This window comes from Paraburkholderia strydomiana (genome assembly GCF_031456815.1).
GTDB classification, from domain to species: Bacteria; Pseudomonadota; Gammaproteobacteria; order Burkholderiales; family Burkholderiaceae; genus Paraburkholderia; species Paraburkholderia caledonica.
In genome coordinates this window covers 256732-281436 of record NZ_JAVDVL010000004.1, presented here as the reverse complement: position 1 = coordinate 281436, position 24705 = coordinate 256732, and the positions used below count along the sequence as shown (strand labels likewise).

Here is a 24705-nt window from a genome sequence, read left to right as displayed (position 1 = left end):
GTACCTTCTTGTACCCAACACGTCGATCGCACGTTCATTCGCATGTCGCTTCACGAAAATCACGCCACGCTCGCTACTGTGCAACCCGAAGCGAAAGCCGAGCCGCATGCGCATTGGCGCGCGCGGCTCGAACTTGGGTTCGTCAGGCATGGCGAGCGCAGCGTCCTGCAGCATCGGCTGCACGATGGCCCGCTGCGTGTCCAACGGCCGTTGTATCCGGAAGGTCAGGCTGTTTGTCACGCAGTGATCGTGCATCCGCCGGGCGGGATCGCGGGCGGCGATCAACTGGATATAGAAGTGAATGTGGGTGCTCATGCGCATGCTGTGATCACGACGCCCGGCGCGACCAAGTGGTACAAATCCAACGGACGCTCCGCGCGGCAGCATATCGCTGTCCGCGTCGGCGAAGGTGCGAGGCTCGACTGGCTGCCGCAGAACAATATCGTTTTCGATCACGCAAAAGCAGACCTCGACTTTTCGCTGACACTCGACGAAGGCGCAACGGCGATCGGTTGGGATGCGACGCAGCTCGGGCGGCAAGCGGCCGGCGAGCGGTGGTCCGATGGAAGCCTGCGGGCGGTGTCGCGTATCGCGCGGGCTCACGGCGAGTTGTTATGGCTGGAGCGGGCGAGCCTCGTTGCCGGTGACCCGTTGCGCGACGCGGCTCAGGGGCTTGGCGGCTTTCCTGCGTATGGCACGCTATGGGCCGTTGGCGCGGCTTGCGACGACGCGCTGGCTGAAGCGCTGACCGCGCAGCTTCCCTTCGACGACGCCGTGCGCGCAGCGGCTTCCTGCGTGACCAGTGGCGTATTGCTCGTGCGCGCCGTGTCGCGCTCGATGGAGACGTTGCAGCGCGCGTTGACGCAATGCTGGTTGCAGCTGCGGCCCGTCGTGCATGGCGTCGAGGCGGTGCCTTTGAGAATCTGGACGACGTAGGCTACCTGCGCAAAACCACCACGCCTTAGTCGCACGCGGCAGCGCCGCAGCTTCTTAACCAACCACACCCGCAATCACACCCGCTTTCACCGCGTAAGGCAGGTCCGCACCAACTCGAAGCAATCTCGAGCCCCTATCTGGTGCGTCGTCTGGCAAACCTCCCCAGCAGCCCCCGCCGCACCACGATGGCACACACCTTGCGTTGCTAGCGGCCGATGCTGCCGCTTCCTCGCCGCCAGCCGCCTGCCCGCCACCACCACAGCTACTACAAATGAACCGACCAACGCTTCGTTCCGCCCGCCGCACGCTCCTCGCCGCCCTGCTCGTTTCGCCCGTCCTCGCAATCACCGCCCCTGCGGCCCACGCCGATACGCTCGACAACATCGCCAAGGCAGGCGTGCTCAAGGTCGCCGTGCCGGAAGACTATCCGCCGTTCGGTTCGGTCGGCCCAGACATGAAGCCGCAAGGTTATGACATCGACACCGCCGCGCTGCTCGCGAAGTCGATGAACGTGAAGCTCGAACTGGTGCCCGTGAACAGCGCGAACCGCATTCCCTATCTGCAAACGAACAAGGTCGATCTGGTGATCTCCTCGCTCGGCAAGACGCCCGATCGCGAGAAAGTGATCGACTTCTCCAACGCCTACGCGCCGTACTATCAGGGCGTGTTCGGCCCCGCCGACATCAAGGTCAGCGGCCCCGCCGATCTGACCGGCAAGACGGTCGGCGCGACGCGCGGCGCGCTCGAAGAACTCGGTCTCACGCAAATGGCGCCGAACGCCACGATCAAACGCTTCGAGGACAACAACGCGACCATTGCCGCGTTCCTGTCGGGCCAGGTTCAGTTGATCGCTGCGGGCAACATCGTCGCCGCCGCGATTCTGGCTAAGAATCCGCCGCGCCGTCCTGAGCCTAAGTTCGTCATCAAGAACTCGCCGTGTTTTGTCGGTATGAACAGGAACGAACCGCGCCTGCAGCAGAAGGTGAACGCCGCCATTGCGCAAGCCAAGCAGGACGGTACGCTCAATACGATGTCGAAGAAGTGGTTCGGCGCAGCGCTGCCCGCGGATCTGTAAGCGCGTCGTTAGCCGGGCTTGATAGCGTCACTGTTTTGTCCGGCATTGCATGGGTCGCATCGGCGACCCGCAACGCATATCATTGTCGCAGCCCGATTCCTTCGGATCGGGCGCAACCCACCGCACTCATTCGATGAAGCTGACACCTCGCGAGAAGGACAAGCTGCTGATCTTCACCGCCGCGCTGCTTGCCGAACGGCGCCGCGCACGCGGCCTCAAACTGAATTATCCAGAAGCGGTCGCGTTCATCACCGCCGCGCTGATGGAAGCGGCGCGCGACGGCAAGACCGTCGCCGAGGTCATGCACTACGGCACGACGCTGCTCACTCGTGACGACGTCATGGAAGGCGTGCCCGAGATGATCCCCGACATCCAGGTCGAAGCCACGTTTCCCGACGGCACGAAGCTCGTCACGGTTCATCATCCGATTCCCTGATCCGCTGAATCCCGCTAAACCTATTAAGGCACGCCCATGATTCCCGGCGAACTCATCACCGACGACGGCGAACACGAACTCAACGCGGGCCGCGCCACCGTCACGGTGCTCGTGTCGAATACCGGCGACCGGCCGGTGCAGATCGGCTCGCATTACCACTTCTATGAAGTGAACGACGCACTCGCTTTCGACCGCGAAGCCGCACGCGGCTTCCGGCTGAACATCGCCGCGGGCACCGCCGTGCGTTTCGAGCCCGGCCAGGAGCGCACCGTCGAACTCGTCGAACTGGCGGGTGAGCGCATCGTCTATGGCTTCAACGGCAAGGTGATGGGCAAGCTGTGACGCGCCGCGCGCGCTCATCCGCTTGCACCGCCCTGCTCAATTCCGGACTGACATCATGACCTTACGCATTGGCCGCCGCGCATACGCGGAAATGTTCGGCCCCACCACCGGCGACCGCGTGCGTCTCGCCGACACCGAGTTGCTGATCGAAGTGGAGCGCGACTTCACCACGTACGGCGAAGAAGTGAAGTTCGGCGGCGGCAAGGTGATTCGCGACGGCATGGGCCAGTCGCAACGCGTGCATGCCGACGTCGTCGATACCGTTGTGACCAACGCGGTGATTCTCGACCATTGGGGCATCGTGAAGGCCGACATCGGCATCAAGAACGGCCGCATCGCAGCGATAGGCAAGGCGGGCAATCCCGACATTCAGCCGAACGTGACGATCGCGATCGGCGCATCCACGGAGGTGATCGCCGGTGAAGGGCTGATCGTGACGGCGGGCGGCATCGACACGCATATTCACTTCATCAGTCCGCAGCAGATCGAAGAAGCGCTCGCCAGCGGCGTGACGACGATGCTGGGCGGCGGCACGGGTCCGGCAACGGGCACCAATGCGACCACCTGCACGCCGGGCCCGTGGCATCTCGAACGCATGCTGCAGGCAGCGGACGGCTATCCGATGAACCTCGGCTTCCTCGGCAAGGGCAACGTGAGCCAGCCGGAGCCCGCGCTCGAACAGATCGCGGCGGGCGCGATCGGCCTGAAGCTGCACGAAGACTGGGGCACGACGCCGGCCGCAATCGACAACTGCCTGTCCGTCGCCGACGACACCGACACGCAGGTCGCCATTCACACCGATACGCTGAACGAAGCGGGTTTCGTCGAAGCGACCGTGGCGGCGTTCAAAGGCCGCACGATTCATACGTATCACACGGAAGGCGCAGGCGGCGGCCACGCGCCCGACATCATCAAGGTATGCGGCGAAGCGAACGTGCTGCCTTCGTCGACGAATCCGACGCGGCCCTACACCGTCAACACGCTCGAAGAGCATCTCGACATGCTGATGGTTTGCCACCACCTGGACCCGTCGATTGCAGAAGACATTGCGTTCGCCGAATCGCGCATTCGCCGCGAGACCATCGCCGCGGAAGACATCCTGCACGATCTCGGCGCGCTTTCCATGCTGTCGTCGGATTCGCAGGCGATGGGCCGCGTGGGCGAAGTCATCATCCGGACGTGGCAGACCGCGCACAAGATGAAAGTGCAACGCGGCGCGCTGCCCGAGGACACCGCACGCCACGACAATTTCCGCGCGAAGCGCTATGTCGCGAAGTACACGATCAACCCGGCAATCACGCACGGCATTGCGCATGAAGTCGGTTCGATCGAGCCCGGCAAGTGGGCCGATCTCGTGTTCTGGGAGCCGGCGTTTTTCGGCATCAAACCGTCGTTGATCCTCAAAGGCGGCATGATCGCAATGGCACAAATGGGCGATCCGAACGCGTCGATTCCTACGCCGCAGCCGGTGCATTATCGCGAGATGTTCGCTACGCGCGGCGGGGCACTCGGGCGCACGTCGCTGACTTTCGTTTCGCAACTCGCCGCCGATGCAGGCGTCGCGGAGCGCTATGGCCTGAACAAGCGTATCGTGGCTGTGAAGAACTGCCGCAACATTACGAAGGCGGACATGATTCACAACGCGTGGCGCCCGTCGATCAGCGTCGATCCAGAAACCTATCAGGTGATCGCCGACGGTCAACTGCTGACCTGCGAACCGGCGACTGTCCTGCCGATGGCGCAACGCTATTTTCTGTTCTGACCATGCGCACACTCGACAAACTGGTTGCACCGCATCTCAAACTCGCGCCGGTGCTGGTGAAGCGCGCGCCGACGCTAACGCTTGCTTTCGACGAGCGTCGTAAGAGCAGACTTGCTGCCACGCTCGACACCGGCGAAGAAGTGGCGGTACTGCTGCCGCGCGGCACCGTGCTGCGCGACGGCGATGTGCTCGTTGCCGACGATGGCGGTCTCGTGCGAATAGTCGCCGCGCCGGAAGCCGTGCTGGTGGTCCGTGCGAAAGACGCGTTGACGCTCACGCGCGCGGCGTATCACCTGGGCAATCGTCATACGCCTGTGGAAGTCGGCGCGGATTATCTGAAGCTCGAATACGATCCGGTGCTGGCCGATATGCTGAAGCGTATCGGCGCGACGGTCGATCAGGTTTCGATGCCGTTCCAGCCGGAGTCTGGCGCATACGGCGGCGGCCATAAGCACGGCCACGACGAGACGTTTGCCGAAGACTACGCATTGGCGCAGCAGGTGTTCGGCGAGCATCATGGGCATGAGCATTCTCATGATCACGAGCACGGGCATGGCCACGCGCACGATCACGGGCACGAAGGCCACGTCCACGACGAATCTTGCGGCCACGCGCATCACCATCACCATCACCATGCGCATCGCTGAGCTCACGGCGCTACTGCACCTCGCGTCACCGGCGCTGCCTATCGGCGCCTTCAGCTACTCACAGGGTCTGGAAGCGGCGATCGAAGCGCAACTGATCACCGACGCCGATTCGGCACGCGCCTGGATCGCGAGCGGCCTCACCGATGTGCTCGCGCATGGCGAACTGCCGCTTCTCGCGCACCAGATGGAGCGCTGGCGCACACACGACGCGCCCGGCCTCGCGCAGGCGAATGGCGAGTTCCTCGCGAGCCGCGAGTCGGCCGAGTTGCGGCGTGAGACCGAACAGATGGGCTGGTCGCTGCGGCAATTGTGCACGTCGCTCGAATGGGGCGATGCGGCGCGGCGCGCGACGCTCGCCTCGATGACGCCGCTCGCGCAACCCACCGCGTTCGCTTTTGCAGCCTATGCACACGATGCCGCCGTCGACGCCGCTCTTGCCGCGTACGCGTTCAGCTGGGTCGAGAACCAGGCCGCCGCCGCATTGAAAGCCGTGCCGTTGGGACAACTGGCGGGGCAACGCATCATCGTCGCGTTGCGCGAGCCGATCAATGCGGCGGTCGAGCGCGCTTTAGCCACGTCGCCGGAAAATATCAATACTTTCGCGCCGCAACTCGGCATTCTGTCGGCGCGTCACGAGTCGCAATATTCGCGGCTTTTTCGCTCATAAAACGATCCATCATGAACGCACCTCATCATCCCGCTCACTCGTCCGTCCGCACGAAGAAACTGCCGCCGCTGCGCGTGGGCGTCGGCGGCCCGGTCGGCTCGGGCAAGACCACGTTGCTCGAAATGCTCTGCAAGGCGATGCGCGAACAGTACGACCTCGTCGCGATCACCAACGATATCTATACGAAAGAAGATCAGCGCCTGTTGACCGTGGCGGGCGCGTTGCCGGCCGAGCGGATCATGGGTGTGGAGACGGGCGGCTGTCCGCATACCGCGATTCGCGAGGACGCGTCGATCAACCTCGAAGCTGTCGATCGCATGCTCACGCGTTTTCCGGATGCGGACATTGTCTTTATCGAATCGGGCGGCGATAACCTCGCGGCGACCTTCAGCCCGGAACTGTCGGACCTGACGATTTACGTAATCGACGTGGCAGGCGGCGAGAAGATTCCGCGCAAGGGCGGCCCAGGCATTACGAAGTCGGATCTGCTCGTGATCAACAAGACGGACCTCGCGCCGATGGTCGGTGCGAATCTCGACGTCATGGCGTCCGACGCGAAGAAAATGCGCGGCGAGCGGCCTTTCGTGATGAGTAATCTGAAGGCGCTCGACGGCTTGGACGACGTGGTGCGGTTTATCGAGCGAAAGGGGCTGTTGAAAGTTTGAAGGCAAGCGCTGAGCCTCCTCAGCACTTGCTTGTCCTCACTCCGGCAGCAACGCCATCAACACATCCACGGTGCGCGCGGTTGCCCCGCGATGACGCGCGGCAAACGCCGAGGCCGCGCCGCCCATCATGAGCCGTCGCGCCTTGTCGTTGAAGAGTTCGCGCAGCGCTCGCGCCAGATCGGCCGGATTCTGCACCTGCACCGCCGCACCTGCGGCGACTGCATCGGCCGTGGCCTGCGTGAAGTTGAACACGTGCGGCCCGATCAGCACGGGCACACCCACCGCGCAGGCTTCGATCAGATTCTGTCCGCCGAGCGGCAACAGACTGCCGCCGATAAACGCGAGGTCCGAGGCCGCGTAATAAGCGCCCAGTTCGCCCATCGAGTCGCCGAGCAGCACATTCACGTCCGCCGGCAAAGCGGGCACACCGCCGCTCACAGCCGCTGACGCAACCTTCGCATCGGGTGCCCACGTCGAACGTCGCGCGAGTCGCAGCCCGGCTTTCTCGACGAGCGCTGCAACCTCATTAAAACGCTGTGGATGGCGCGGCACGAGAATCAACAGCGCATTCTCAACGTCGAGGGTCGCGAACGCCTGCAACACGAGTTCCTCTTCGCCTTCGCGTGTACTTGCCGCCACCCACACGGGTCGCGCGCCGATTGCCGCGCGCCACGCATGACCGCGCGCCGCCAGTTCCGGCGGCGTGCTCATGTCGAACTTAAGATTGCCGAGTACCGCGACGTTGCGCGCGCCGAGCGCCGTCAACCGTTCCGCGTCCGATGGGCTCTGCGCCAGCACACGCGCAAAGCCGCCGAACACGTCTTTCGTCGCGCCGCCGAATCTGGCGGCCCGCTTATATGAGCGCGCCGACATCCGCGCGTTGGTCAACACCAATGGAACGTCGGCGCGCCGGCATTCGTCGATCAACGTGGGCCACACTTCGGTTTCCATTACCAGACCGAGCGACGGCCGCCACGCGCGCAGAAAGCGCCGCACCGCGTGCGGCATGTCGTACGGCAGATAGCTGCGCAACACGCGGTCGCCGAAGATCTGCTCGCCGGTCGCGCGACCGCTGGGCGTCATATGAGTCAACAGAATGCGTGCGTCCGGACGCGCTTTGATGAGCGCGTCGATCAGCGGTTGCGCGGCACGCGTCTCACCGACCGACACCGCGTGCACCCAGATCAACGGCGCGTCGTCTTCGGGCAAACGTCCGCGAACATAGCCGAAGCGCTCGCCGATATGTTGCCGATAACCGCGCTCCTTGCGCGAACGGATCAGCAGACGCAGCACCGCAACCGGCGCGATGATCCACCAGAGCGCGTTATAGATTGCCCTTAGCATCGGCGCTCCGCATGATGCAAGCGCACAGCAGGCAGCTCGCAAATACCGTGCGGATGCAACGGAGCAGGCGCAGCCGCATGATCAGCCATCGGCGCGCGACGGTGCACAAAGTCTGGCGAGCCCGAACGAACCGCGGCGCTCAAACCAGCGCCCTGCCCTTCAGGCGTTCAAGTATGCCGAGCGGCGCACATTCGGGTTGCACCATTGCCTTGACCGGCAGGAAGAACGTCTGCTCGAGCATGAACTGACCGGACATCACCGCGTGCGAAGTCTGATCTGAGAAGCACACCCACACGCTGCCCGGCGGAAACGGCATGGTCTCCTGCGGACTTGTCTTCTGATATTCCATGTCGGCCTTCATGCCGTCGTGCAGATGGAGCATCAGATGGTCGTACTCGCTGCGCGGCGATTTCGTTACGTGCAACAGATTCAGCAGCCACGCCGCGCCCGGCATTTGCGGCTTGATGCGCGGCAGAAAGCGTTTGGCCATGTCCTCGAACGGTTCGCCGACTCGCCATACGCGCGGCACGCCGTTCGGATTGACGTTGGTGAACACACGCAGAATGCGTTCGCCGTAATTGGGCCGCGACGGAAAGGCGTCCACATGCAAGCGGCTATCGTCCTTGCGCCATGACGTTTGCCGTGTTTCGACCTGATGCAGCCGCAAACTCGTGGGCGCGACGCGCAGCTTGCCGTTGTATTCGGGAAAGAGCCCGTCGACGAGCGTGCGCGCATTCGTTTGATAACGCGCGATCAATGCGCGCACCGCAGACTGCGTGACCGCGTTGCCGGCCACGCCATGCAATGCGCCGCCATTCGGTTCGAGGCTGATGTTCTTGCGGTTCGGATCGGCCAGCGCGGGGTCGAGCAGCGCCTGCTCGCCGCCTTCAATCGCGAAACGCAGGTTCGGGAAATACAGCACCTTGCCGCGTTCGACTCCGGCGAGCAGCGTCTCTCGCGGCACGGACAGGTTGCGCGCGTGCCAGTCGGCATTCGCTACTTCGATGATCTGGGTTTCGTTCATGATCGCCCTTGGAAACGGATGACGCGTGAGGCGAAGCGCACCGGACGAATCACAACAGTCCGAAGCCGGCAAGCGCGGACTTCACCTGTTGCAGCGTGGGCGGTTGCCCTGCCGTGCCGAGATTGACGACGTTCGGCGACCAGTAGCCGCCGGTGCGCCACGCGGTCGCGAAATTGTACAACTCGACCGTGGGCCGCTTAAGCGCCGCCGCGATGTGAACCAGACCTGTGTCAACACCGACCGTTGCAGCCGCGCCTTCAATCAGACCGACCACCGCCGGCAACGACAGCCTGGGCGGCACGATGGCCGCCGCGCCGAACTCTTTCGCGAGACGCTCGCTCGTCTCGCGCTCCGCCTCGCTGCCCCAGGGCAAGACGATCGACGCGCCGCGCCGCACAAGCGACTGCCCCAACTCGATCCACGCGGTGTCGGGCCATTGCTTGTCGGCACGCGAGGTTGCATGCACGAACACCACGTAAGGCACCGGAAGATTGAGATTCGCCGCGGACAACGCCAACGCGGCCCGCCGCGTGTCGATGCCGAAATCGATTTCGTCGGTAGGTTGCGGCTTCGGGTCGTTCAGCGCCGCCGCCACCAGTTGCCGCGTGCGCTCGACCACATGCGTGCGCGGCTCGATCGGCACGCGCTTGTCGTAAAAGAAGCGCACCGGCCATTCGAAGCCCGCGCCGTCAGTGCGATTTGCAAGGCCGACGAGCGGTCCGCGCGCCATCTTCGCGACCCACGCGGTCTTGATGAGCCCCTGGCAGTCGATCACCAGATCGTAGTTCTCTGCGGCGAGCGCACGTCGGAATGCACTTATCTCGCGCCAGTTGCCGATCGACAAGATGCGCTTGCGCCAACGGCGCAGCGACACGGGAATCGCGCGCCGCACGCCGGTCACGAGTTCGACGAGCCCCACGAAGCTTTCCTCGACGAGCCAGTCGATCTGCGCCTCGGGATGACGGCGCCGGATGTCGGCGATCACCGGCATGTTGTGAACGACGTCGCCCAACGACGACACCCTCACGATCAATATCTTTTGCACGCTCAAGAGTGGGAAAACCGGTTATCCGGCCCGAAGATGCATTGAAAGAAGTCCAACGAAACCTAGCGCTTCGCGTGAGACTTCCAGCGAGAGACGACAGAACGTAGACGTTATGTCACCAGGACGGCAATTCTAGCGCGACCTGGCAGACCGGCATGAAAAAACGCGGCGCGGTAAGTGAAACCCGCGCCGCGTTCTGGCCGATGACCACGGCTCGCCAGCAATGCCAGCAATGCCAGCGCAAGCCCCGCCGTTCGAACCTTTAGAACGGCAGCTTTGCGTCGGCCTTCTCCGCGAGAATCACGCGGCGGAAGTCTTCCTGAATGCGCTTGAGTGCCGCGTCGTTATCGGCTTCAAAACGCATGACCACGACCGGCGTGGTGTTCGACGAACGCGCGAGGCCGAAGCCATCGGGGTACTCGACGCGCAGGCCGTCGATCTTCACGACGTCGTCGGCGCCGGTGAATTTCGCGTTCTGCTGCAAGCGTGCGATGAGTTCGAAGTTCTCGCCTTCCTCCAGTTTCAGTTGCAGTTCGGGCGTGGAGTTCGAGTTGGGCAGCGAGTTGAGCAGCTTGCTCGGGTCTTCCACACGCGTGAGGATTTCCAGCAGACGCGCGCCCGTGTACAGGCCGTCGTCGAAACCGTACCAGCGGTCCTTGAAGAACACGTGACCGCTCATTTCACCCGCGAGCGGCGCGCCGGTTTCGCGCAGCTTCGCCTTCACGAGCGAGTGGCCGGTCTTCCACATGAGCGGCTCGCCGCCCTTGTCCTTCACCCACTTCGCGAGATTGCGGGTGCACTTCACGTCGTAAATGATCTGCGCGCCCTTGTTGCGCGACAGCACTTCTTCGGCGAACAGCATCAGTTGGCGGTCCGGATAAATGATCTGACCGTCTTTGGTGACGACGCCGAGGCGGTCGCCGTCGCCGTCGAACGCAAAGCCGATTTCCGCGTCCGTTTCCTTCAGTGCGCGAATCACGTCCTGAAGATTTTCCGGATGCGCCGGATCGGGGTGATGGTTCGGAAAGTTGCCGTCGATTTCCGTGAAGAGTTCGACGAGTTCGCAGCCGAGCTTTTTGAAGAGCTTCGGCGCGAGGCCGCCGGCGACGCCGTTGCCGGTGTCCACGACGATCTTGATCGGGCGCGTGAGCTTGACGTCGCTCGCAATGCGCTCGAGATACGCATCGGCAATGTCGTACTCGGCGTAGGTGCCGCTGCCTTCGGAGAAGTTTTCGTCGACGATGCGCTGATGCAGCGCGAGGATCTGGTCGCCGTAAATCGCGGAGCCGCGCAGCACCATCTTGAAGCCGTTGTAGTCCGGCGGATTATGACTACCGGTCACGACGATGCACGAATCGATACGCCGTTCGCCGCCTTCGAGTTGCAACGGCACGCTCGCCGCAAAGTAGCCGACCGGGGTTGGCACCATGCCGACATTGACCACGTCGACGCCGGCCGCACGCAGCCCGTCCGACAATGCCTGGATCAATTCCGGGCCCGACAGGCGACCGTCACGCGCGACCACCACGGCGTCGCCGCCTTGTGCACGCACTTCGCTGCCGAACGCACGGCCGATCGAACGCGCTGCATCGGCATCGAGCGTCTTGCCGATTACGCCGCGAATGTCATATGCCTTGAAAATAGATTTGGAGATCATGTTGGCTCACTTGCGTGCAATGGAAAATTTTGACCGGCGCAGTCATGCTGAATCGGTAAATCATAGCGATCGGACATGATGCTGCGCCCTTGCCGGAAGCAATCCGGTTCCAACTTATAATTGCGCTTTTAGGACCAGCCTGGTAACACCATTCTAATGCTTAGACGCCCTCCATTTGTAAAGTTGCCAAGGCCGCCCGTGCCTCGACGGCCAGCCAGGTGGGCAGAATCGCGCCGAACGCATTGGCAGGCACTTACCGGATGCTGACGCTCAAGCGCTTTGCCAATCCCGACGTCACGCGCGCCTTCACGAACATTGTCTGGCTTGGCCTCGAACGGCTCACGCAAATCGGCGTGGCCATTGCAATCAGCGGCATGCTCGCGCGTTACTTCGGGCCGGACACGTTCGGCAAATGGCAATACGCCAATACACTGCTGCTGGTGCTCTCGCCTGTCACCTGGGTATGCGGCGCAGAGATTCTCGTGCCCACCATCGTCGAGCGGCCGCCCGCGCAGCTCGGCACCGTGCTCGGCAGCGCGTTCGCACTGCGCTTTTCGGTGTCGGTCGCAGCATTGCTGCTGACGTGGCTCGGCATTGCGCTCAATCTGTTCGATCCGCTCGTCGGCGCGATGCTCGCGGGACTCGCCGTCACGATGCTGTTTCGCGAACCGTTCGTCGGCGTGATCAATGCGTGGCTGCAGAGCATGACGTACAGCAAGCCGCAATTGCTCACCAGCATGAGTACGGCGGTTATCAAGGCTGGCTTCGTCTATCTGCTCGTGCGCGCCGCTGCGCAACCGGCGCGCTTCGGCTGGCTGTGGGCGCTCGAGTCTGCGGCCATCGGCAGTGTACTGGTGGTCTATTACATTCGTCGGCATGGCGGCAAGCTGCGGTTACATTTCGACCGCTCTCTCTTCAAGCACTTCGCGAGCGCGGGCACGGTGTTCTGGCTCGGCCTGATCTGTATGTATCTGTTCCTGAAACTGGATCGGCTCATGTTGGAGCGGGCCATTTCGTTCGCCGATCTCGGCCGCTATTCGGCAGCGCAGCAGTTGAACGAAAACTGGATCACGCTCGCGCTGATGCTCGCGCAGACCATCGCGCCGGCGTTCGTCTACCGTGTGCAGCAGGCCGCACAGTTGCGCCGCAACGTCTGGCGCCTTACCGCAATGACCGCCGCGTTGATGGTCGCGGGCGCCGCGGTGCTCGATCTGCTCGCCGGCTTTATCATTCGCCGCGTGTTCGGGCCGGGCTTCGAAGGCGCGATCGAAATTTTCCGCTGGGCGGTTTGGCTCTCCGTGCCCGCCGGCATCGAGGCAATCGGCAATCTGGTCGTTCTCAAATATCAGGCGAAGTTCGTGTTGCTGTTCAAATGGCTGCTCGCGCTCGCCGTTGCGTTCGTCGTCAATCTGCTGGCCATTCCGCGGCTCGGCGCTTATGGCGCGCTCGTGGGCCTTGCATGCGGTTATCTCGCGGCGGCGTCGGTTAATCTTTATTACATCCGTTTCAAATTGCACCCATGACGCTTACCGCCGTCGACACGCCGCCGCACTGCCTCGATGACGTCGCGGTGCTGATGCCCGCCTACAACGGCCAGGCCGACGTCGATCTTACGCTCGCGTCGTTCAATGAAAGTGCGCTGGTGCACGTTCTGATCGTCGATGACGGCAGCACGCCGCCCATCGTCGCGCCAACGCTTGCGAACCTGCAAATCGAAGTGTTGCGCATGCCGCAGAACGGCGGCATCGAGCGTGCGTTGCAAACCGGTATCGACGCGCTCGCGCAGCGCGGCTTTCGCTATGCCGCTCGTATAGACGCGGGCGACCGCAGCGTGCCGCAACGGCTTGCGAAGCAGCGCGCATACATGGAAGCGCATCCGCAAGTGGCCGGGCTCGGCATGTGGACGCAGGTGGTCACGCGTGCGGGCGCACCCCTTTTCATGCTGACGCCGCCCGCCGAGCCTGCGGCAATTCGCCGACTGCGGTTCTTCCGCTCATGCCTCGCGCATCCTTCCATGATGCTGCGTATCGACGCCGTGCGCGCCGTCGGCAATTACCGCGCGGCCTATCCGTCGGCGGAAGACCTCGATCTGTTCGTGCGTCTGATGGAACGTTACGACTGCGCGAACCTGCCGGAACTGGGTCTTTACTACGAACTGAACGAAGGCGGCATCAGCGCGACGAGACGCCGCCGCCAGGTGCTCTCGACACTGCGGCTGCAACTGCGCTACTTCAACGTCGCGAATCCCTACGACTGGTTTGGCCTCGCCAAAAATCTGCTGCATCTCGTGACACCGTACCGCGCGTTGCAGCGGGTCAAACGCAGCCTGCTCGCGCCGCGCGCGAGTCATTGATCCGCCTTGTCACGTCCGTTCGTCCTTTCATTCACCGCCGAGCACGTTCCCGCATGAAGCCAGCCTTGAAGTCGACGCCCGCGTTGCGCATTACACTCGTGTGTAACACCGCCTGGGCAATCTACACGTATCGGCAAGGGCTGATTCGCATGCTGGTGGGACGCGGCGTCGACGTGACGGTGCTCGCGCCGCGCGACCGCACGTTCGAGTTGCTCACGGCCATGGGCTGCCGCTGCATCGAATTGCCGGTCGCCTCCAAAGGCACCGATCCGCGCGACGACCTGCGCACGTTGTACACGCTGTACCGGCGCTATCGCGCGATTCGCCCGCACGTGGTGTTTCATTACACAATCAAGCCGAATATCTATGGCTCGATAGCGGCCAAACTGGCGGGCGTGCAGTCGGTTGCGGTGACGACGGGGCTCGGTTATGTGTTCATCCAGCGAAGCCGCGCCGCGCTGGTGGCCAAAAAGCTGTATCGTTTCGCGTTCCGTTTTCCGCGCGAAATCTGGTTTTTGAATCGCGACGATCAGACAGCGTTTGTCGAACAGAATTTGTTAGTGCATCCTGAACGCGCCCGGCTGTTGCACGGTGAAGGCGTCGATCTCGAACAGTTCGGCTTTACACCTCTGCCCGAGCGCGCGGAATTCAAGTTCGTTCTGATTGGCCGTTTGCTGTGGGACAAAGGCGTCGGCGAATACGTGGAGGCTGCACGGCAGCTTCGCCAACGTTATCCGCAAGCGCGTTTTCAGCTACTCGGTCCGGTCGGCGTCGACAACCCGAGCGCGATCACGCGCGACGAAGTGGCGGCCTGGGAACGGGAAGGCATCATCGACTATCTCGGCGAGGCGCATGACGTACGGCCTTTTATCGCCGATGCGGATTGCGTCGTCTTGCCGTCGTATCGCGAAGGCGTGCCGCGCACGCTGATGGAAGCATCGGCGATGGGCCGGCCGATTGTCACGACCGACGTGCCGGGCTGCCGCGAGGTGGTAGCACACGGGGTCAATGGACTGCTTTGCGAAGCGCGCAGCGCAGAAAGCCTCGCCGCGGCGCTCGCCGGAATGCTCGATATGAGCGTCGCCGAGCGCCGCGCCTTGGCAGAACGCGGCCGGCAGAAAGTCGCGCAGGAGTTCGACGAACGCGTCGTCGTCGAAACGTATAAGGACCTGGTGCAAAAAATGACAGGCGTTTTACTTTAACGGAGCAACAGCATGACCACGAAGGGCACGATTCTGGTAACGGGCGGCGCGGGCTTCATCGGTTCGCACACCTGCGTTGAACTGCTGAACGGTGGCTACGACGTCGTGGTAATCGACAATCTTGTGAATAGCAACCGCGAGTCGCTGCAACGCGTGGAGCGAATCGCAGGCCGCGCCGTTGCGTTCTACGAAGCGGACGCGCGCGACGAGGCGGCGCTCAACCGTGTGTTCGACGCGCACCCGATTACCGGCGCCATCCACTTTGCCGCGCTGAAAGCGGTGGGCGAGTCGGTTGCGAAGCCGATCGAGTACTACAGCAACAACGTGGGCAGCCTGCTCGCGCTGCTCGGCGTGATGCGCGATCGCAACGTGAAGCAGTTCGTGTTCAGTTCTTCGGCGACCGTGTACGGTGTGCCGAAAAGCTCGCCCATCGACGAGTCGTTTCCGCTGTCGGCCACGAATCCGTATGGTCAGTCGAAGCTGATTGCCGAACAGGTGTTGCGCGATCTCGAAGTGGCCGATCCCTCTTGGCGCATTGCCACGCTGCGCTATTTCAATCCGGTCGGCGCGCATGAAAGCGGGCTGATCGGCGAAGATCCGGCGGGCGTTCCCAACAACCTGATGCCGTATGTCGCGCAAGTCGCGGTCGGCAAGCTCGCCAAGCTGCGCGTGTTCGGCGGCGACTATGAAACGCCCGACGGCACCGGTGTGCGCGACTATATTCACGTGGTGGATCTCGCGCGCGGGCATCTGGCCGCGCTCGATGCGCTCGTCAAACGCGACGCGAGCTTCGTCGTGAATCTGGGGACGGGCCAGGGTTACAGCGTGATCGACGTCGTGAAGGCGTTCGAGAAGGCGTCGGGGCGGCCGGTGCCGTATGAGATCGTGGCGCGCCGTCCGGGCGATGTGGCGTCATGCTTTGCCGATCCGCGCGCCGCATTGGAACTGCTCGGCTGGCGCGCGGAGTTCGGCATCGAAAGAATGTGTGCGGATCACTGGCGGTGGCAGTCGGCGAATCCGGACGGCTTTAACTGATTCGGTCGCAAGAAGGTTGCGGGCATGCGGTGAAAGACGGCATGTCCGCCTCTTTCCGCTTCACGTCCCGCTTTGCCTACTGGATTCTTCCTCGCCCCAGTTCAACTCCAGCGCTACCTTTTTCCCTACTCCTTCAAATGCGCCGCCGCACTCTGGTTAAGCCGCTATCCGATGGACCGTAGAACAGAGTCAGCCCAAGCCGACCGCCCAGTCATTTTTGGAACGCCGTATGGTCTAATGCGAGCAACCAACTTTCGAATCCTGCACCGCGCGAGGCAGTTACTAATGCGAAACGATGCAACTATCGCTGGAGCCTATCGGTTCGAGCTAACAGCCAGAATAAGACCATTTGGATGAACCCCCTAAGCCGAACTTTGATTCGAGTTCACATCGTCACCGTTGGCGTTGACACGAACGCGTCAACGTTAGGCCAGTGATACAGTTGTCTCGCGTAGGAAGCGACTGTCGGTCAACTGAGCTCATGCTGGATGCCTCCTTGCCAAACTGCGCACCTGGAGCAAAGTTGAGGCAGATCAGACAGCAGACTATCAGTTAGCCAAACAGACGGAAGCGGACCGTTCGAAGCCGAACTCGCTCCAAAGACGAGCCGACTAGGCGCTTCGCCGTCGATGCTGTCTTATAAGGCAGCAGTCGGACCCTTAACAACCGCATACCGCGGTGCGATGTCGGAGACAACATGGGAAGGGCTCTGAGGCCTAGCGCTAAAGACATCGGTCGTACTCCGTCGCCTTGCTTGCCCGATGCGTCGGTCAGCTTTCACCTCGTTGATTATCTTATGCTGGTGACGCGGCACCACTGATAGGGAGAAGTGCCCGCGCCGATGTGGGCTTTATAAAGCTTGCAGGAGCTGGCGTCGAGCACAAATCCATAGTTCGCAAGGACAGCTTTAGAATTAACGATCTCAGTCAAGTTCTTGGCCTGGTCGTACTCTCCATGTGTCCAGTAGCCGGGAATCAGGGCGTACAGCGGTCCTCCCCTTGTGCGAGCCATGGCGTGGACCTTATTGTCGTACGCTGGCCTTGCCTGTGGAAATGCTGACACGACAGCGGCGAACGCAACGTTCTCAGGGAAGAGCGCGACCATCCAACCGAGTGGCGGGTCGCCCGAGGTCAACAGCACCGTCGTGTTCTCCGGCGTTGGAAGCGGCGGCAGGTCAATCGAAAATGTCTTCTTGCTCCATGCCTCGTGGCCCCACGAACGCGCACCGCCAATCAACACGATGAGCGAACATATGACGAGCATCGTTCTCGAGACGCCAATCGCTCTCCGGTACGTAAGCATCTGGCCGACTAACATATAGACGACGAGCGGTAAGCACAGTTCGATTCCAACGAGATACCGTTGAATGCTAAACAGTTTCATCCATACCAGATACCCGATCGCGACGTACGCGACCACGTACCGACCCCGGCCTGGCAATTGAGGCGCTGCGACTCCCTTCGCTTTTCGAACCGCCACGGTCAGGGCCCAGCACCAGAAACACGCGTATGCTACGGCCCATATCGCCTGATGCAGGCGCGCCTGTCCGACACGGTAAGGATTGAGCGAGAAAATGAAAGGAAAGACGATCGCTTCGAGGAAACTCTTCGGAAGCCAGACAGTGTCAACAACTGACACCGGCGAGGTCAGCGCACTAGGGAAAACGGAACTGAATTGCGGATACAACGGGTTGCCGTACCGGTGCCAAAGTTCGGCGAACCAGAAACCGCCGGTCGTTGCAAGGCCAGCTAGCACGCCAACGCCAAATACGAATGCCGCGCGCAGGCGCGAAGGTATCGACACTGGCGCGAACAGGAGGCCGCCGCATAGCGCAACAGAAAAGACAGCTGTCGTCAGTTTGAGTCCGGCACCCGCCCCGGACACGAAACCGGCGAGAAGCAGTGTCGCGATCACGGGTATGCGGAACTGCGCCAGTCGCGGCCAGACGTGCAGCACGATGAGCAAAGCACCGAGACTTGCGAGCGATGTCGTGTTATCGCCCATCGTGTTACCGATCGCTGATAGAAAGTTGGCGGTGACGCAGCCCGCGAGTGCAAGCCAGAATGCCGTTCGATAACGGGTTGCCTCGGGAACATGACTTAGCGTCATAAGGCAGATACCGAGCAGCAGGGGGAAATTCAGCCCGTGAACGACGCCCATCACGAACCCGACAACCATCGCGGGCAGATGCATCGCCATGAAGTAAAACGGAATATCCAACAGCGGATTGAAATAGCTTTGCATCCCGGCGGGAGCAAGATCGATCGATAACTTCCCGTGAACGAATGCAAAGGCGTTGTATAGGTGATAGTTGCGCAGGTCCCAGTTTGAATCAGCGCCCTTACTCAGTGAGTACAGTCCAAAGATGATCGGAACGATCCAACACGCATGCTTTACGGCGCGAGGGCTGTTGATGCTGAGGCCTCGAAGCCAATGCGTTCGGTTCTGCACGGTCGTGGTATTCATTTGGGTGCGTAAGGTACGGCCTAATTTCGGAAGGCCCAAAATTTGGCTGCGAAGAAATTGACGAACATCCCTGCGAGCGATCCGCAGGCGACCCCGATCAGCGGCAGCCATGAACTACGAGGCCCGCTGATGATGATGAGCGAATACACCGCGTAATTGATGCTTGCGCCGCTCAACATGGACAGCAGGTAGCGCCACCATTCCGCCCACGCGGAACGCTGCCCCCGGTCACGGAAGGTGTATTGACGATTGATCCGCCAGGTCACCCACACGGCGGCTAGAAACGACACGACCCGGCCGAAGAATGGACCGGATCGGCACGCAAGCGCGAAGTACAGGACACCAGCGTCCGCTGCGAATCCGATGGCGCCTGCAATGGCGAATCGGATGACCTGCGACTTCATCATGCCCGACGGGGACCAGGGATCGCCAGGTAGGCGAGGCGCTTCGATTCCGCTCGTCCGTGCGTGACGGTATCAAGGACGATACCGCATACCAGCAGGATTGCGCCGAACAGCATCAGGGCGACGCACATCAGTGCTGTCGGCAAGCGCGGTACGAGACCTGTGCGGATGAACGTGTCGAACAACGGTATGGCGAGCAGGATGGAAATGAGGGCGCACAATCCGGATCCGAGCGAGAAAAACGCCAATGGCTTCTCTGTCTTGAAGAGCCTGGCGATCGTCATGAGGATTCGGAAGCCGTCGCGGTAGGTGTTGAGCTTGCTGGCTGACCCTTCGGGACGAGATTTGTATATCGTACCCGTCTCCGCTACGGGCATGCGCAGCTCGAGCGCATGGACCGTCAGTTCCGTTTCTGTCTCGAAGCCCGATGCGTGAGCAGGAAACGACTTCACATATCGACGCGAGAAGACCCGGAACCCCGAGAGCATGTCTGTGAAAGTCCGGCCAAAGATGGACGATACACAGCGTGTCAGGAGGACGTTCCCGAAACGATGCCCGAATCGATAGGCAGCGTGCTCTTCGGAAACCCGAGTGCCAACGACCATATCGAGCCCTTCCGCAAGAAGGGCGTCGATCATTGCCGGCGTTGCACTCGCATCATAGGTGTCATCGCCGTCGACGAGCACGTAGATGTCTGCCTCGACGTCGGCGAACATTCGCCGGATGACGTTTCCTTTGCCGCGCAGCGCCACCGTCCGGACATGAGCGCCAGCATTCTTCGCCACTTCAACCGTTGCGTCGGTCGAGTTGTTGTCGAACACGTGCACTTCACATCCGGACACGACAGCTTTGAAATCCCGCACTACGGCAGCGATCGTTGCGGCTTCGTTAAGGCAAGGGATGAGAATGGCAATGCGATGTGCAGTTTGTGCGGACATTCTGTGATAGAGAAATGCTCGGGTTACGGCACGGGACCACGCGTTCCGCAGCGGCACAGGCAGCCACGGATTGAGCGGATAACTCGCCAAGTAAGTGGTCTATTTTAATAGAGTTTCGTTGAGCGCAACGAACTTGCACCGTGGCGAATGGAGCCACGGTGCCGCTCCCCGCCGCAGAATCGTTCGCAACTCGGCAGGATGGCGTGCCATGTAATTTGGTAAAAGAAGCGGACTGACTGCCACGCCCCGGGTGGTGATAGGCATCGAAGCGATAGATCGGAAGGCATCGAAGCCCAAGCTGCACGTGGTTGGTAGCAAGTACGCCGTAAGTATGCACGGTGTCGACTGCGGGATTGTTGCTGTCCAGACGTTGCAGCATCGCGGCGACGGGTGGATGCTGTTCGCGCTTGATCGAAGCGTCAAACTCGCAGTTATGACGACATACCGGCATAAAAGCGGAATGACTTTTGCGATGTTGGCGAAACCATCGGGAAAGTGGGGCGGCCTTGCAACCGGTCGCGCTAACGCACGAGCGGTACCGCGTTTTCGATTTATGGACGGCTTCGGCGCCTCACTATTGAGAGCAGTTGGCGAGACGCAACAACAATTCGCGGCATCTGGGCGCTTGCGGGCGGACGCATGTTGGAGATGAGCAATCTGCTGCACCGCGAAGTGTCGCGTACCGACTCGGGCGAATATTCCGCGGGCCTCTTATATTCGACAAGTGCGGCGTTGCCGCGCGAAGTCCCCGATCCCTGTAACTTTGTCCGTTTGTTACAGTCGGCCTGCGCTATCGAAACTCAAACAGTCTCCAGTAGCAGCGCACGGCTGGTGATGCTGAAATCCACGTTCGCCCGGACACCAGTACCCGCTCCCGACGGACTTTCTCCCACCCGAAACACCGCAACCGCCTCCCGCAAAACAGCGGCCTGTTCTTCCAGCGATTTCGCCGCCGCAGCCGCTTCCTCTACGAGTGCGGCATTGTGCTGCGTGACTTCGTCGATCTGCGAGACGGCCTTGTTGACCTGCTCGATGCCGTCGCTCTGCTCCAGCGCGGCGGCCTCGATTTCTCCCATGATGCCGGTCACGCGCTCGACCGACTGCATCGCCTCGTTCATCGTGCGGCTCGCCTCGGCCACGAGTGACGCGCCCTGCTCGACCTGAGCCGCCGAATCGCCGATCAGTTCCTTGATCTCCTTCGCCGCCGCGCCCGAGCGCTGCGCGAGGCTGCGCACTTCCGACGCCACGACTGCAAAGCCGCGCCCCTGCTCGCCAGCACGCGCCGCTTCCACGGCCGCGTTCAACGCGAGAATGTTGGTCTGAAACGCAATGCCCTCGATCATGCCGATAATCTCTGTCACTTTGCGCGACGACTCGCTGATGCCGTCCATCGTTTCCGTGACACGCGACACCACCTTGCCGCCGCGCGTAACCGTGTCGAGCGCGCCGTGCGCGAGCCGGTTGGCCTGCTTCGCGTTGTCTGCGTTCTGCTTCACGGTCGCCGAGAGCTGCTCCATGCTCGCGGCCGTCTGCTGAAGCGCCGCGGCTTGCTGCTCCGTGCGTGCGGACAGGTCTGCGTTGCCCGAGGCAATTTCGTTCGCGCCCTGCGTAATGGCCGTTGTGCTGCCGCGCACTTGCGACACCGTGTCGACAAGACCGTCGCGCATCTTCGTTAGCGCGCTCAGCAACTGGCCCATTTCATTGCGCGACTGGCTCTTGATCGCCACGGTCAGATCGCCTGCGGCCATCCGCTCAAAGTGCTTGACGGTGGCATTGACCGGCTTGATGAGCGCCGCCGACAACGCAACGCGCGCCGCCACGCCGATCACGATGGCGAGTGCGCCGATTGCTGCAAAGAGAAGCGTCGCAATCTGGAAGCGTTGCGCGGCGGTCCCGGCCTGGCGGTGCTGGTTCTCGGTCTGCGCATGTTCGAGCGCGTCGATCGCCTTCGAATACGTGGAGTAAAACCCGTTCGCCGTCTCGCCCTGAATATTGCGGAACGTATTGAAGTCGAAGTCGGTGAGCGCTTTGAACTCCGGTTCGATTGCCTTATCGACCAGCGCGTTACGGGCCTGCTCGACGTTCTGCGCGAGCTTCTGCTCCGCGTCGCTCGAGAACGGCCCCGCCATGTAATTGCGAAAGTCCTTGTTCGATTCGACCAGCACCTTGTGCGCGGCGGGCAGCAGGTCGTCGGTTTGCTTGCCGACGCTGAAGAGCGTTTGATAAGAGCCCAGCGCGAGTTGCACCTGCAGCAGCTTTTCGGAGCTTGCCTTCAGATGCGAGAGCGCCGCTGCGCTGCGCTGCGTGTCGTCGAGGCTACTGTTGGCAAGCTTCAGTGCGCCATATCCAACGCCGATTACGGTCAGCAGGAAGACAACGAATACGCTGATCACCAGCGTCAGGCCGCCACGAATTGTGATGTTATTTAGCATTGGGTCTCCGGAACCGTCTTGTCGATCCGCGGCGAGTGTTCTATCCGCCCGCATAGCGCACACGTCGCCGCATCCAGGTTAACGACGCGGCGCGACCCTCGCTACATAGGTGAAATCCATGACTGGCGCTGGTTTGCGCGCGATTTGTGCCTCACTATCTGGGATTCGTTGCGGCTCTCGGGAGCCCGGCGCTTTTCCGGGCGTCTCGCGTTTCGTTTGTATAATTCGGCGTCTTCGCTCAGGCCCACTTTCATGCTTAGTTTTGCGCTCGGCTTTATCGTTTCACTGCTGATCACGCTGTTGATCGTGCGCTATGCGCATCTGCATGAAAAATTTTCGACCGACACCGATCTGGCCGGCGTACAGAAGTTTCATGTGCGCCCGGTGCCGCGCATCGGCGGAACGGGCATTCTCGTCGGGCTGATCGTTTCGGCCGTGCAACTGCGCTATGCCTATCCGGCAGTATCGGGCGGCATCCTCGGGCTCATTGCGTGCGGCATGCCGGCCTTCGGCTCGGGTCTCGTCGAGGACCTGACCAAGCGTGTGTCGCCGCTCGCGCGCCTCGTCTGCACGATGGCGGCAGCGGCGCTTGCGTATTTTCTGCTGGACGTCGCAGTCACGCGCATCAGCGTGCCGCCGCTCGACTTCCTGCTCTCATATACTGTGATCTCGTGCGCGGTCACGGTGCTCGCGGTGGCGGCGCTTGCGAACGCGATCAATATCATCGACGGCTTCAACGGCCTTGCGTCGATGGTGGCGTTCATGATGTTTGCGTCGCTCGCTTATGTCGCTTTCCAGGTGCACGATCCGATCGTGCTGTCGGCGTCGTTCATGATGATGGGCGCGGTGCTCGGCTTCTTCATCTGGAACTTCCCCGCGGGGCTGATTTTTCTCGGCGACGGCGGCGCGTACTTCATCGGCTTCATGCTTGCCGAACTGTCGATCATGCTGGTCATGCGTAACCGCGACGTGTCCGCGTGGTATCCGGTACTGCTTTTCATGTACCCGATCTTCGAGACGTGTTTCTCGATTTATCGAAAGAAGTTTATTCGTGGCATGTCGCCCGGCATTCCGGATGGCGTGCATCTGCACATGCTGGTGTATAAGCGGCTGATGCGTTGGGCGGTCGGCGCGCGTACCGCACGCGAACTGACGCGGCGCAATTCGCTGACGTCGCCTTATTTGTGGCTGCTATGTCTGATCGCGGTGGTGCCGGCCACGTTGTTCTGGCGGCATACGCTGCATCTGTTCTGCTTCGTGGTGGTGTTCGCGGCGACCTACGTGTGGCTCTACGTGAGCATTGTCCGGTTCAAGTCGCCGCGGTGGATGGTGGTGAGGAAAGGGAAGTAATCAAGCCACCTCTAGGAAGCACGAGCAGTGAGGCGTCGACAATTTCGACTGCTGAACCCAGCGCTGCGGAAAAGGCGTCTCAATTGGAAATTCACAGCGGAGAGTGAAAGGCACTATGCCAGCTGACGATTATGGAGTCTGTCATGATCTTGGCGGCTATGTGGGAAATTGAGTGCTGCGGAACGTCTTGCTGCCTTACGTTCGCAACCGGAACGTGAAGATTGCATGATTGAGGACAGCTCCAGCGGACAATGCGGATGCAAGCAGCTCGGATCGCCTGCCGTTTTCCGAGCTGCTTCATGTCGATCATCCCCAGAGATTTGGCGAGGGATTGGCGCAAGGGGATGGTGTTTCCATCGTGGCTACCGAAGCTGGTGATGGAGCTGTAGCAAAATTTCGAGAATGCTGCGACGACTTCAGCATGCCAACGCTTCGGACCGCGATTGGGTTATCACATCGAGCGCAACCCTATCGCTGTGCCGCGCTTGGGTCGTGAGCCATCCTGCAACAGTGCGTTCGGCTCAAGTCTTAAGAGACTCGCTGACCCGACCGTCACATGGAGCCCGGCGACTTCGCTTGGCGGGCACGCCGGCCCGCTATGTTCAGCCTCGCGCCGGTGAGTGTGAATTTTCGCGATGACACGCCGCGATTTGTAGCGTACCCGAAGGCATACCAACGCAAGCAAAATGACTTTTGGGAAGCATCGGCGTCGGACCGAGTTTGCCGAATCGCGTGCCGGCTTGCGTTCGCGATGTTACCTGCAAGATAAAGAGGCTATGCAGGAGAGCAAAGGTATGGCGTCGAGATGGTTTAGGAAATAGCGATATCATTGCGCTCAGATGAGTACGCAATTTGACGTTCCCACGGGAACTTCAAATGTAGAGCGCGCACGGCGTCCACCCTGCACGCCGCTGCGGTGCATCGT

The 24705-nt window shown here is 61.6% G+C and carries 21 protein-coding genes; 13 read left to right on the top strand and 8 right to left on the bottom strand.

Annotated features, from left to right (window positions below; genetic code table 11):
* Nucleotides 1-42 precede the first annotated feature (42 nt).
* The 8 genes from J2W46_RS13695 to ureG all read left to right on the top strand — a co-directional run bounded on the left by J2W46_RS13695 (nucleotide 43) and on the right by ureG (nucleotide 6530).
* Complete coding sequence (locus tag J2W46_RS13695; protein WP_310354397.1) at nucleotides 43-936, top strand: urease accessory protein UreD; 894 nt, start codon at nucleotides 43-45, stop codon at nucleotides 934-936.
* Nucleotides 937-1207: 271 nt separating this feature from the next.
* A complete protein-coding gene (locus J2W46_RS13690) occupies nucleotides 1208-2011 on the top strand; it encodes a transporter substrate-binding domain-containing protein (RefSeq protein WP_020065117.1) in 804 nt (267 codons plus the stop codon).
* A gap of 133 nt (nucleotides 2012-2144) precedes the next feature.
* Nucleotides 2145-2447, top strand: a complete 303-nt coding sequence (gene ureA / locus J2W46_RS13685; protein WP_006048588.1) for an urease subunit gamma — start codon at nucleotides 2145-2147, stop codon at nucleotides 2445-2447.
* 36 nt (nucleotides 2448-2483) lie between these two features.
* Nucleotides 2484-2789 (top strand): urease subunit beta, encoded by a 306-nt coding sequence (locus tag J2W46_RS13680; protein WP_020065115.1) that lies wholly within the window; start codon nucleotides 2484-2486, stop codon nucleotides 2787-2789.
* A gap of 55 nt (nucleotides 2790-2844) precedes the next feature.
* Nucleotides 2845-4551, top strand: coding sequence for an urease subunit alpha (gene ureC / locus J2W46_RS13675; RefSeq protein WP_020065114.1), 1707 nt, complete (start codon nucleotides 2845-2847; stop codon nucleotides 4549-4551).
* 2 nt (nucleotides 4552-4553) lie between these two features.
* Nucleotides 4554-5198, top strand: a complete 645-nt coding sequence (ureE, locus tag J2W46_RS13670; protein WP_310354396.1) for an urease accessory protein UreE — start codon at nucleotides 4554-4556, stop codon at nucleotides 5196-5198.
* Complete coding sequence (locus tag J2W46_RS13665; RefSeq protein WP_310354699.1) at nucleotides 5185-5865, top strand: urease accessory protein UreF; 681 nt, start codon at nucleotides 5185-5187, stop codon at nucleotides 5863-5865. The genes ureE and J2W46_RS13665 overlap by 14 nt, the downstream gene beginning before the upstream one ends.
* A gap of 11 nt (nucleotides 5866-5876) precedes the next feature.
* Nucleotides 5877-6530 carry an urease accessory protein UreG gene (gene ureG, locus J2W46_RS13660; RefSeq protein WP_020065111.1) on the top strand — a complete coding sequence of 218 codons (654 nt, stop codon included), beginning with the start codon at nucleotides 5877-5879 and terminating at the stop codon, nucleotides 6528-6530.
* A gap of 36 nt (nucleotides 6531-6566) precedes the next feature.
* On the opposite strand, the gene waaA is transcribed toward ureG, so the two are convergent.
* From waaA to J2W46_RS13640, 4 genes are all read right to left on the bottom strand, one after another.
* Nucleotides 6567-7874 (bottom strand): lipid IV(A) 3-deoxy-D-manno-octulosonic acid transferase, encoded by a 1308-nt coding sequence (gene waaA / locus J2W46_RS13655; RefSeq protein WP_310354394.1) that lies wholly within the window; start codon nucleotides 7872-7874, stop codon nucleotides 6567-6569.
* 139 nt (nucleotides 7875-8013) lie between these two features.
* Nucleotides 8014-8898, bottom strand: a complete 885-nt coding sequence (locus tag J2W46_RS13650; protein ID WP_020065109.1) for a Kdo hydroxylase family protein — start codon at nucleotides 8896-8898, stop codon at nucleotides 8014-8016.
* Nucleotides 8899-8947: 49 nt separating this feature from the next.
* A complete protein-coding gene (waaC, locus tag J2W46_RS13645) occupies nucleotides 8948-9949 on the bottom strand; it encodes a lipopolysaccharide heptosyltransferase I (RefSeq protein ID WP_020065108.1) in 1002 nt (333 codons plus the stop codon).
* Between the two features lie 256 nt (nucleotides 9950-10205).
* Entirely contained in the window at nucleotides 10206-11600 is a 1395-nt protein-coding gene (locus J2W46_RS13640) for a phosphomannomutase/phosphoglucomutase (protein ID WP_020065107.1), read from the bottom strand.
* Nucleotides 11601-11860: 260 nt separating this feature from the next.
* Here J2W46_RS13640 and J2W46_RS13635 point away from each other — a divergent pair, with 260 nt between their 5' ends.
* The 4 genes from J2W46_RS13635 to galE are packed head-to-tail and all read left to right on the top strand — an operon-like array spanning nucleotide 11861 to nucleotide 16190.
* Nucleotides 11861-13123: an oligosaccharide flippase family protein gene (locus tag J2W46_RS13635; RefSeq protein ID WP_087751399.1), complete on the top strand. Its 1263-nt coding sequence runs from the start codon at nucleotides 11861-11863 to the stop codon at nucleotides 13121-13123.
* Nucleotides 13120-13953 carry a glycosyltransferase gene (locus J2W46_RS13630; RefSeq protein ID WP_131318428.1) on the top strand — a complete coding sequence of 278 codons (834 nt, stop codon included), beginning with the start codon at nucleotides 13120-13122 and terminating at the stop codon, nucleotides 13951-13953. The genes J2W46_RS13635 and J2W46_RS13630 overlap by 4 nt, the downstream gene beginning before the upstream one ends.
* A gap of 53 nt (nucleotides 13954-14006) precedes the next feature.
* Entirely contained in the window at nucleotides 14007-15155 is a 1149-nt protein-coding gene (locus tag J2W46_RS13625) for a glycosyltransferase family 4 protein (protein ID WP_310354391.1), read from the top strand.
* Nucleotides 15156-15167: 12 nt separating this feature from the next.
* Nucleotides 15168-16190 carry a UDP-glucose 4-epimerase GalE gene (gene galE / locus J2W46_RS13620; RefSeq protein WP_310354389.1) on the top strand — a complete coding sequence of 341 codons (1023 nt, stop codon included), beginning with the start codon at nucleotides 15168-15170 and terminating at the stop codon, nucleotides 16188-16190.
* Nucleotides 16191-16979: 789 nt separating this feature from the next.
* Here the strand turns inward: galE and J2W46_RS13615 are convergent.
* From J2W46_RS13615 to J2W46_RS13600, 4 genes are all read right to left on the bottom strand, one after another.
* Nucleotides 16980-18656, bottom strand: a complete 1677-nt coding sequence (locus J2W46_RS13615; RefSeq protein ID WP_310354387.1) for a hypothetical protein — start codon at nucleotides 18654-18656, stop codon at nucleotides 16980-16982.
* Between the two features lie 20 nt (nucleotides 18657-18676).
* Complete coding sequence (locus J2W46_RS13610; RefSeq protein WP_310354385.1) at nucleotides 18677-19063, bottom strand: GtrA family protein; 387 nt, start codon at nucleotides 19061-19063, stop codon at nucleotides 18677-18679.
* Nucleotides 19060-19998 carry a glycosyltransferase family 2 protein gene (locus J2W46_RS13605; protein ID WP_310354384.1) on the bottom strand — a complete coding sequence of 313 codons (939 nt, stop codon included), beginning with the start codon at nucleotides 19996-19998 and terminating at the stop codon, nucleotides 19060-19062. Before J2W46_RS13605 ends, J2W46_RS13610 begins: the two co-directional genes overlap by 4 nt.
* Before the next feature lie 800 nt (nucleotides 19999-20798).
* Entirely contained in the window at nucleotides 20799-22430 is a 1632-nt protein-coding gene (locus tag J2W46_RS13600; protein ID WP_310354382.1) for a methyl-accepting chemotaxis protein, read from the bottom strand.
* 252 nt (nucleotides 22431-22682) lie between these two features.
* Here J2W46_RS13600 and J2W46_RS13595 point away from each other — a divergent pair, with 252 nt between their 5' ends.
* Nucleotides 22683-23780, top strand: coding sequence for an MraY family glycosyltransferase (locus tag J2W46_RS13595; RefSeq protein WP_310354380.1), 1098 nt, complete (start codon nucleotides 22683-22685; stop codon nucleotides 23778-23780).
* Nucleotides 23781-24705: the final 925 nt, after the last annotated feature.

Excerpts from the sequence above, each read along its gene's own strand:
- J2W46_RS13695 (WP_310354397.1), top strand. The coding sequence starts at position 43 with ATGTCGCTTCACGAAAATCACGCCACGCTCGCTACTGTGCAACCCGAA.
- J2W46_RS13690 (WP_020065117.1), top strand. The coding sequence starts at position 1,208 with ATGAACCGACCAACGCTTCGTTCCGCCCGCCGCACGCTCCTCGCCGCC.
- ureA (WP_006048588.1), top strand. The coding sequence starts at position 2,145 with ATGAAGCTGACACCTCGCGAGAAGGACAAGCTGCTGATCTTCACCGCC.
- J2W46_RS13680 (WP_020065115.1), top strand. The coding sequence starts at position 2,484 with ATGATTCCCGGCGAACTCATCACCGACGACGGCGAACACGAACTCAAC.
- ureC (WP_020065114.1), top strand. The coding sequence starts at position 2,845 with ATGACCTTACGCATTGGCCGCCGCGCATACGCGGAAATGTTCGGCCCC.
- ureE (WP_310354396.1), top strand. The coding sequence starts at position 4,554 with ATGCGCACACTCGACAAACTGGTTGCACCGCATCTCAAACTCGCGCCG.
- J2W46_RS13665 (WP_310354699.1), top strand. The coding sequence starts at position 5,185 with ATGCGCATCGCTGAGCTCACGGCGCTACTGCACCTCGCGTCACCGGCG.
- ureG (WP_020065111.1), top strand. The coding sequence starts at position 5,877 with ATGAACGCACCTCATCATCCCGCTCACTCGTCCGTCCGCACGAAGAAA.
- waaA (WP_310354394.1), bottom strand. The coding sequence starts at position 7,874 with ATGCTAAGGGCAATCTATAACGCGCTCTGGTGGATCATCGCGCCGGTT.
- J2W46_RS13650 (WP_020065109.1), bottom strand. The coding sequence starts at position 8,898 with ATGAACGAAACCCAGATCATCGAAGTAGCGAATGCCGACTGGCACGCG.
- J2W46_RS13640 (WP_020065107.1), bottom strand. The coding sequence starts at position 11,600 with ATGATCTCCAAATCTATTTTCAAGGCATATGACATTCGCGGCGTAATC.
- J2W46_RS13635 (WP_087751399.1), top strand. The coding sequence starts at position 11,861 with ATGCTGACGCTCAAGCGCTTTGCCAATCCCGACGTCACGCGCGCCTTC.
- J2W46_RS13630 (WP_131318428.1), top strand. The coding sequence starts at position 13,120 with ATGACGCTTACCGCCGTCGACACGCCGCCGCACTGCCTCGATGACGTC.
- J2W46_RS13625 (WP_310354391.1), top strand. The coding sequence starts at position 14,007 with ATGAAGCCAGCCTTGAAGTCGACGCCCGCGTTGCGCATTACACTCGTG.
- galE (WP_310354389.1), top strand. The coding sequence starts at position 15,168 with ATGACCACGAAGGGCACGATTCTGGTAACGGGCGGCGCGGGCTTCATC.
- J2W46_RS13615 (WP_310354387.1), bottom strand. The coding sequence starts at position 18,656 with ATGAATACCACGACCGTGCAGAACCGAACGCATTGGCTTCGAGGCCTC.
- J2W46_RS13610 (WP_310354385.1), bottom strand. The coding sequence starts at position 19,063 with ATGATGAAGTCGCAGGTCATCCGATTCGCCATTGCAGGCGCCATCGGA.
- J2W46_RS13605 (WP_310354384.1), bottom strand. The coding sequence starts at position 19,998 with ATGTCCGCACAAACTGCACATCGCATTGCCATTCTCATCCCTTGCCTT.
- J2W46_RS13600 (WP_310354382.1), bottom strand. The coding sequence starts at position 22,430 with ATGCTAAATAACATCACAATTCGTGGCGGCCTGACGCTGGTGATCAGC.
- J2W46_RS13595 (WP_310354380.1), top strand. The coding sequence starts at position 22,683 with ATGCTTAGTTTTGCGCTCGGCTTTATCGTTTCACTGCTGATCACGCTG.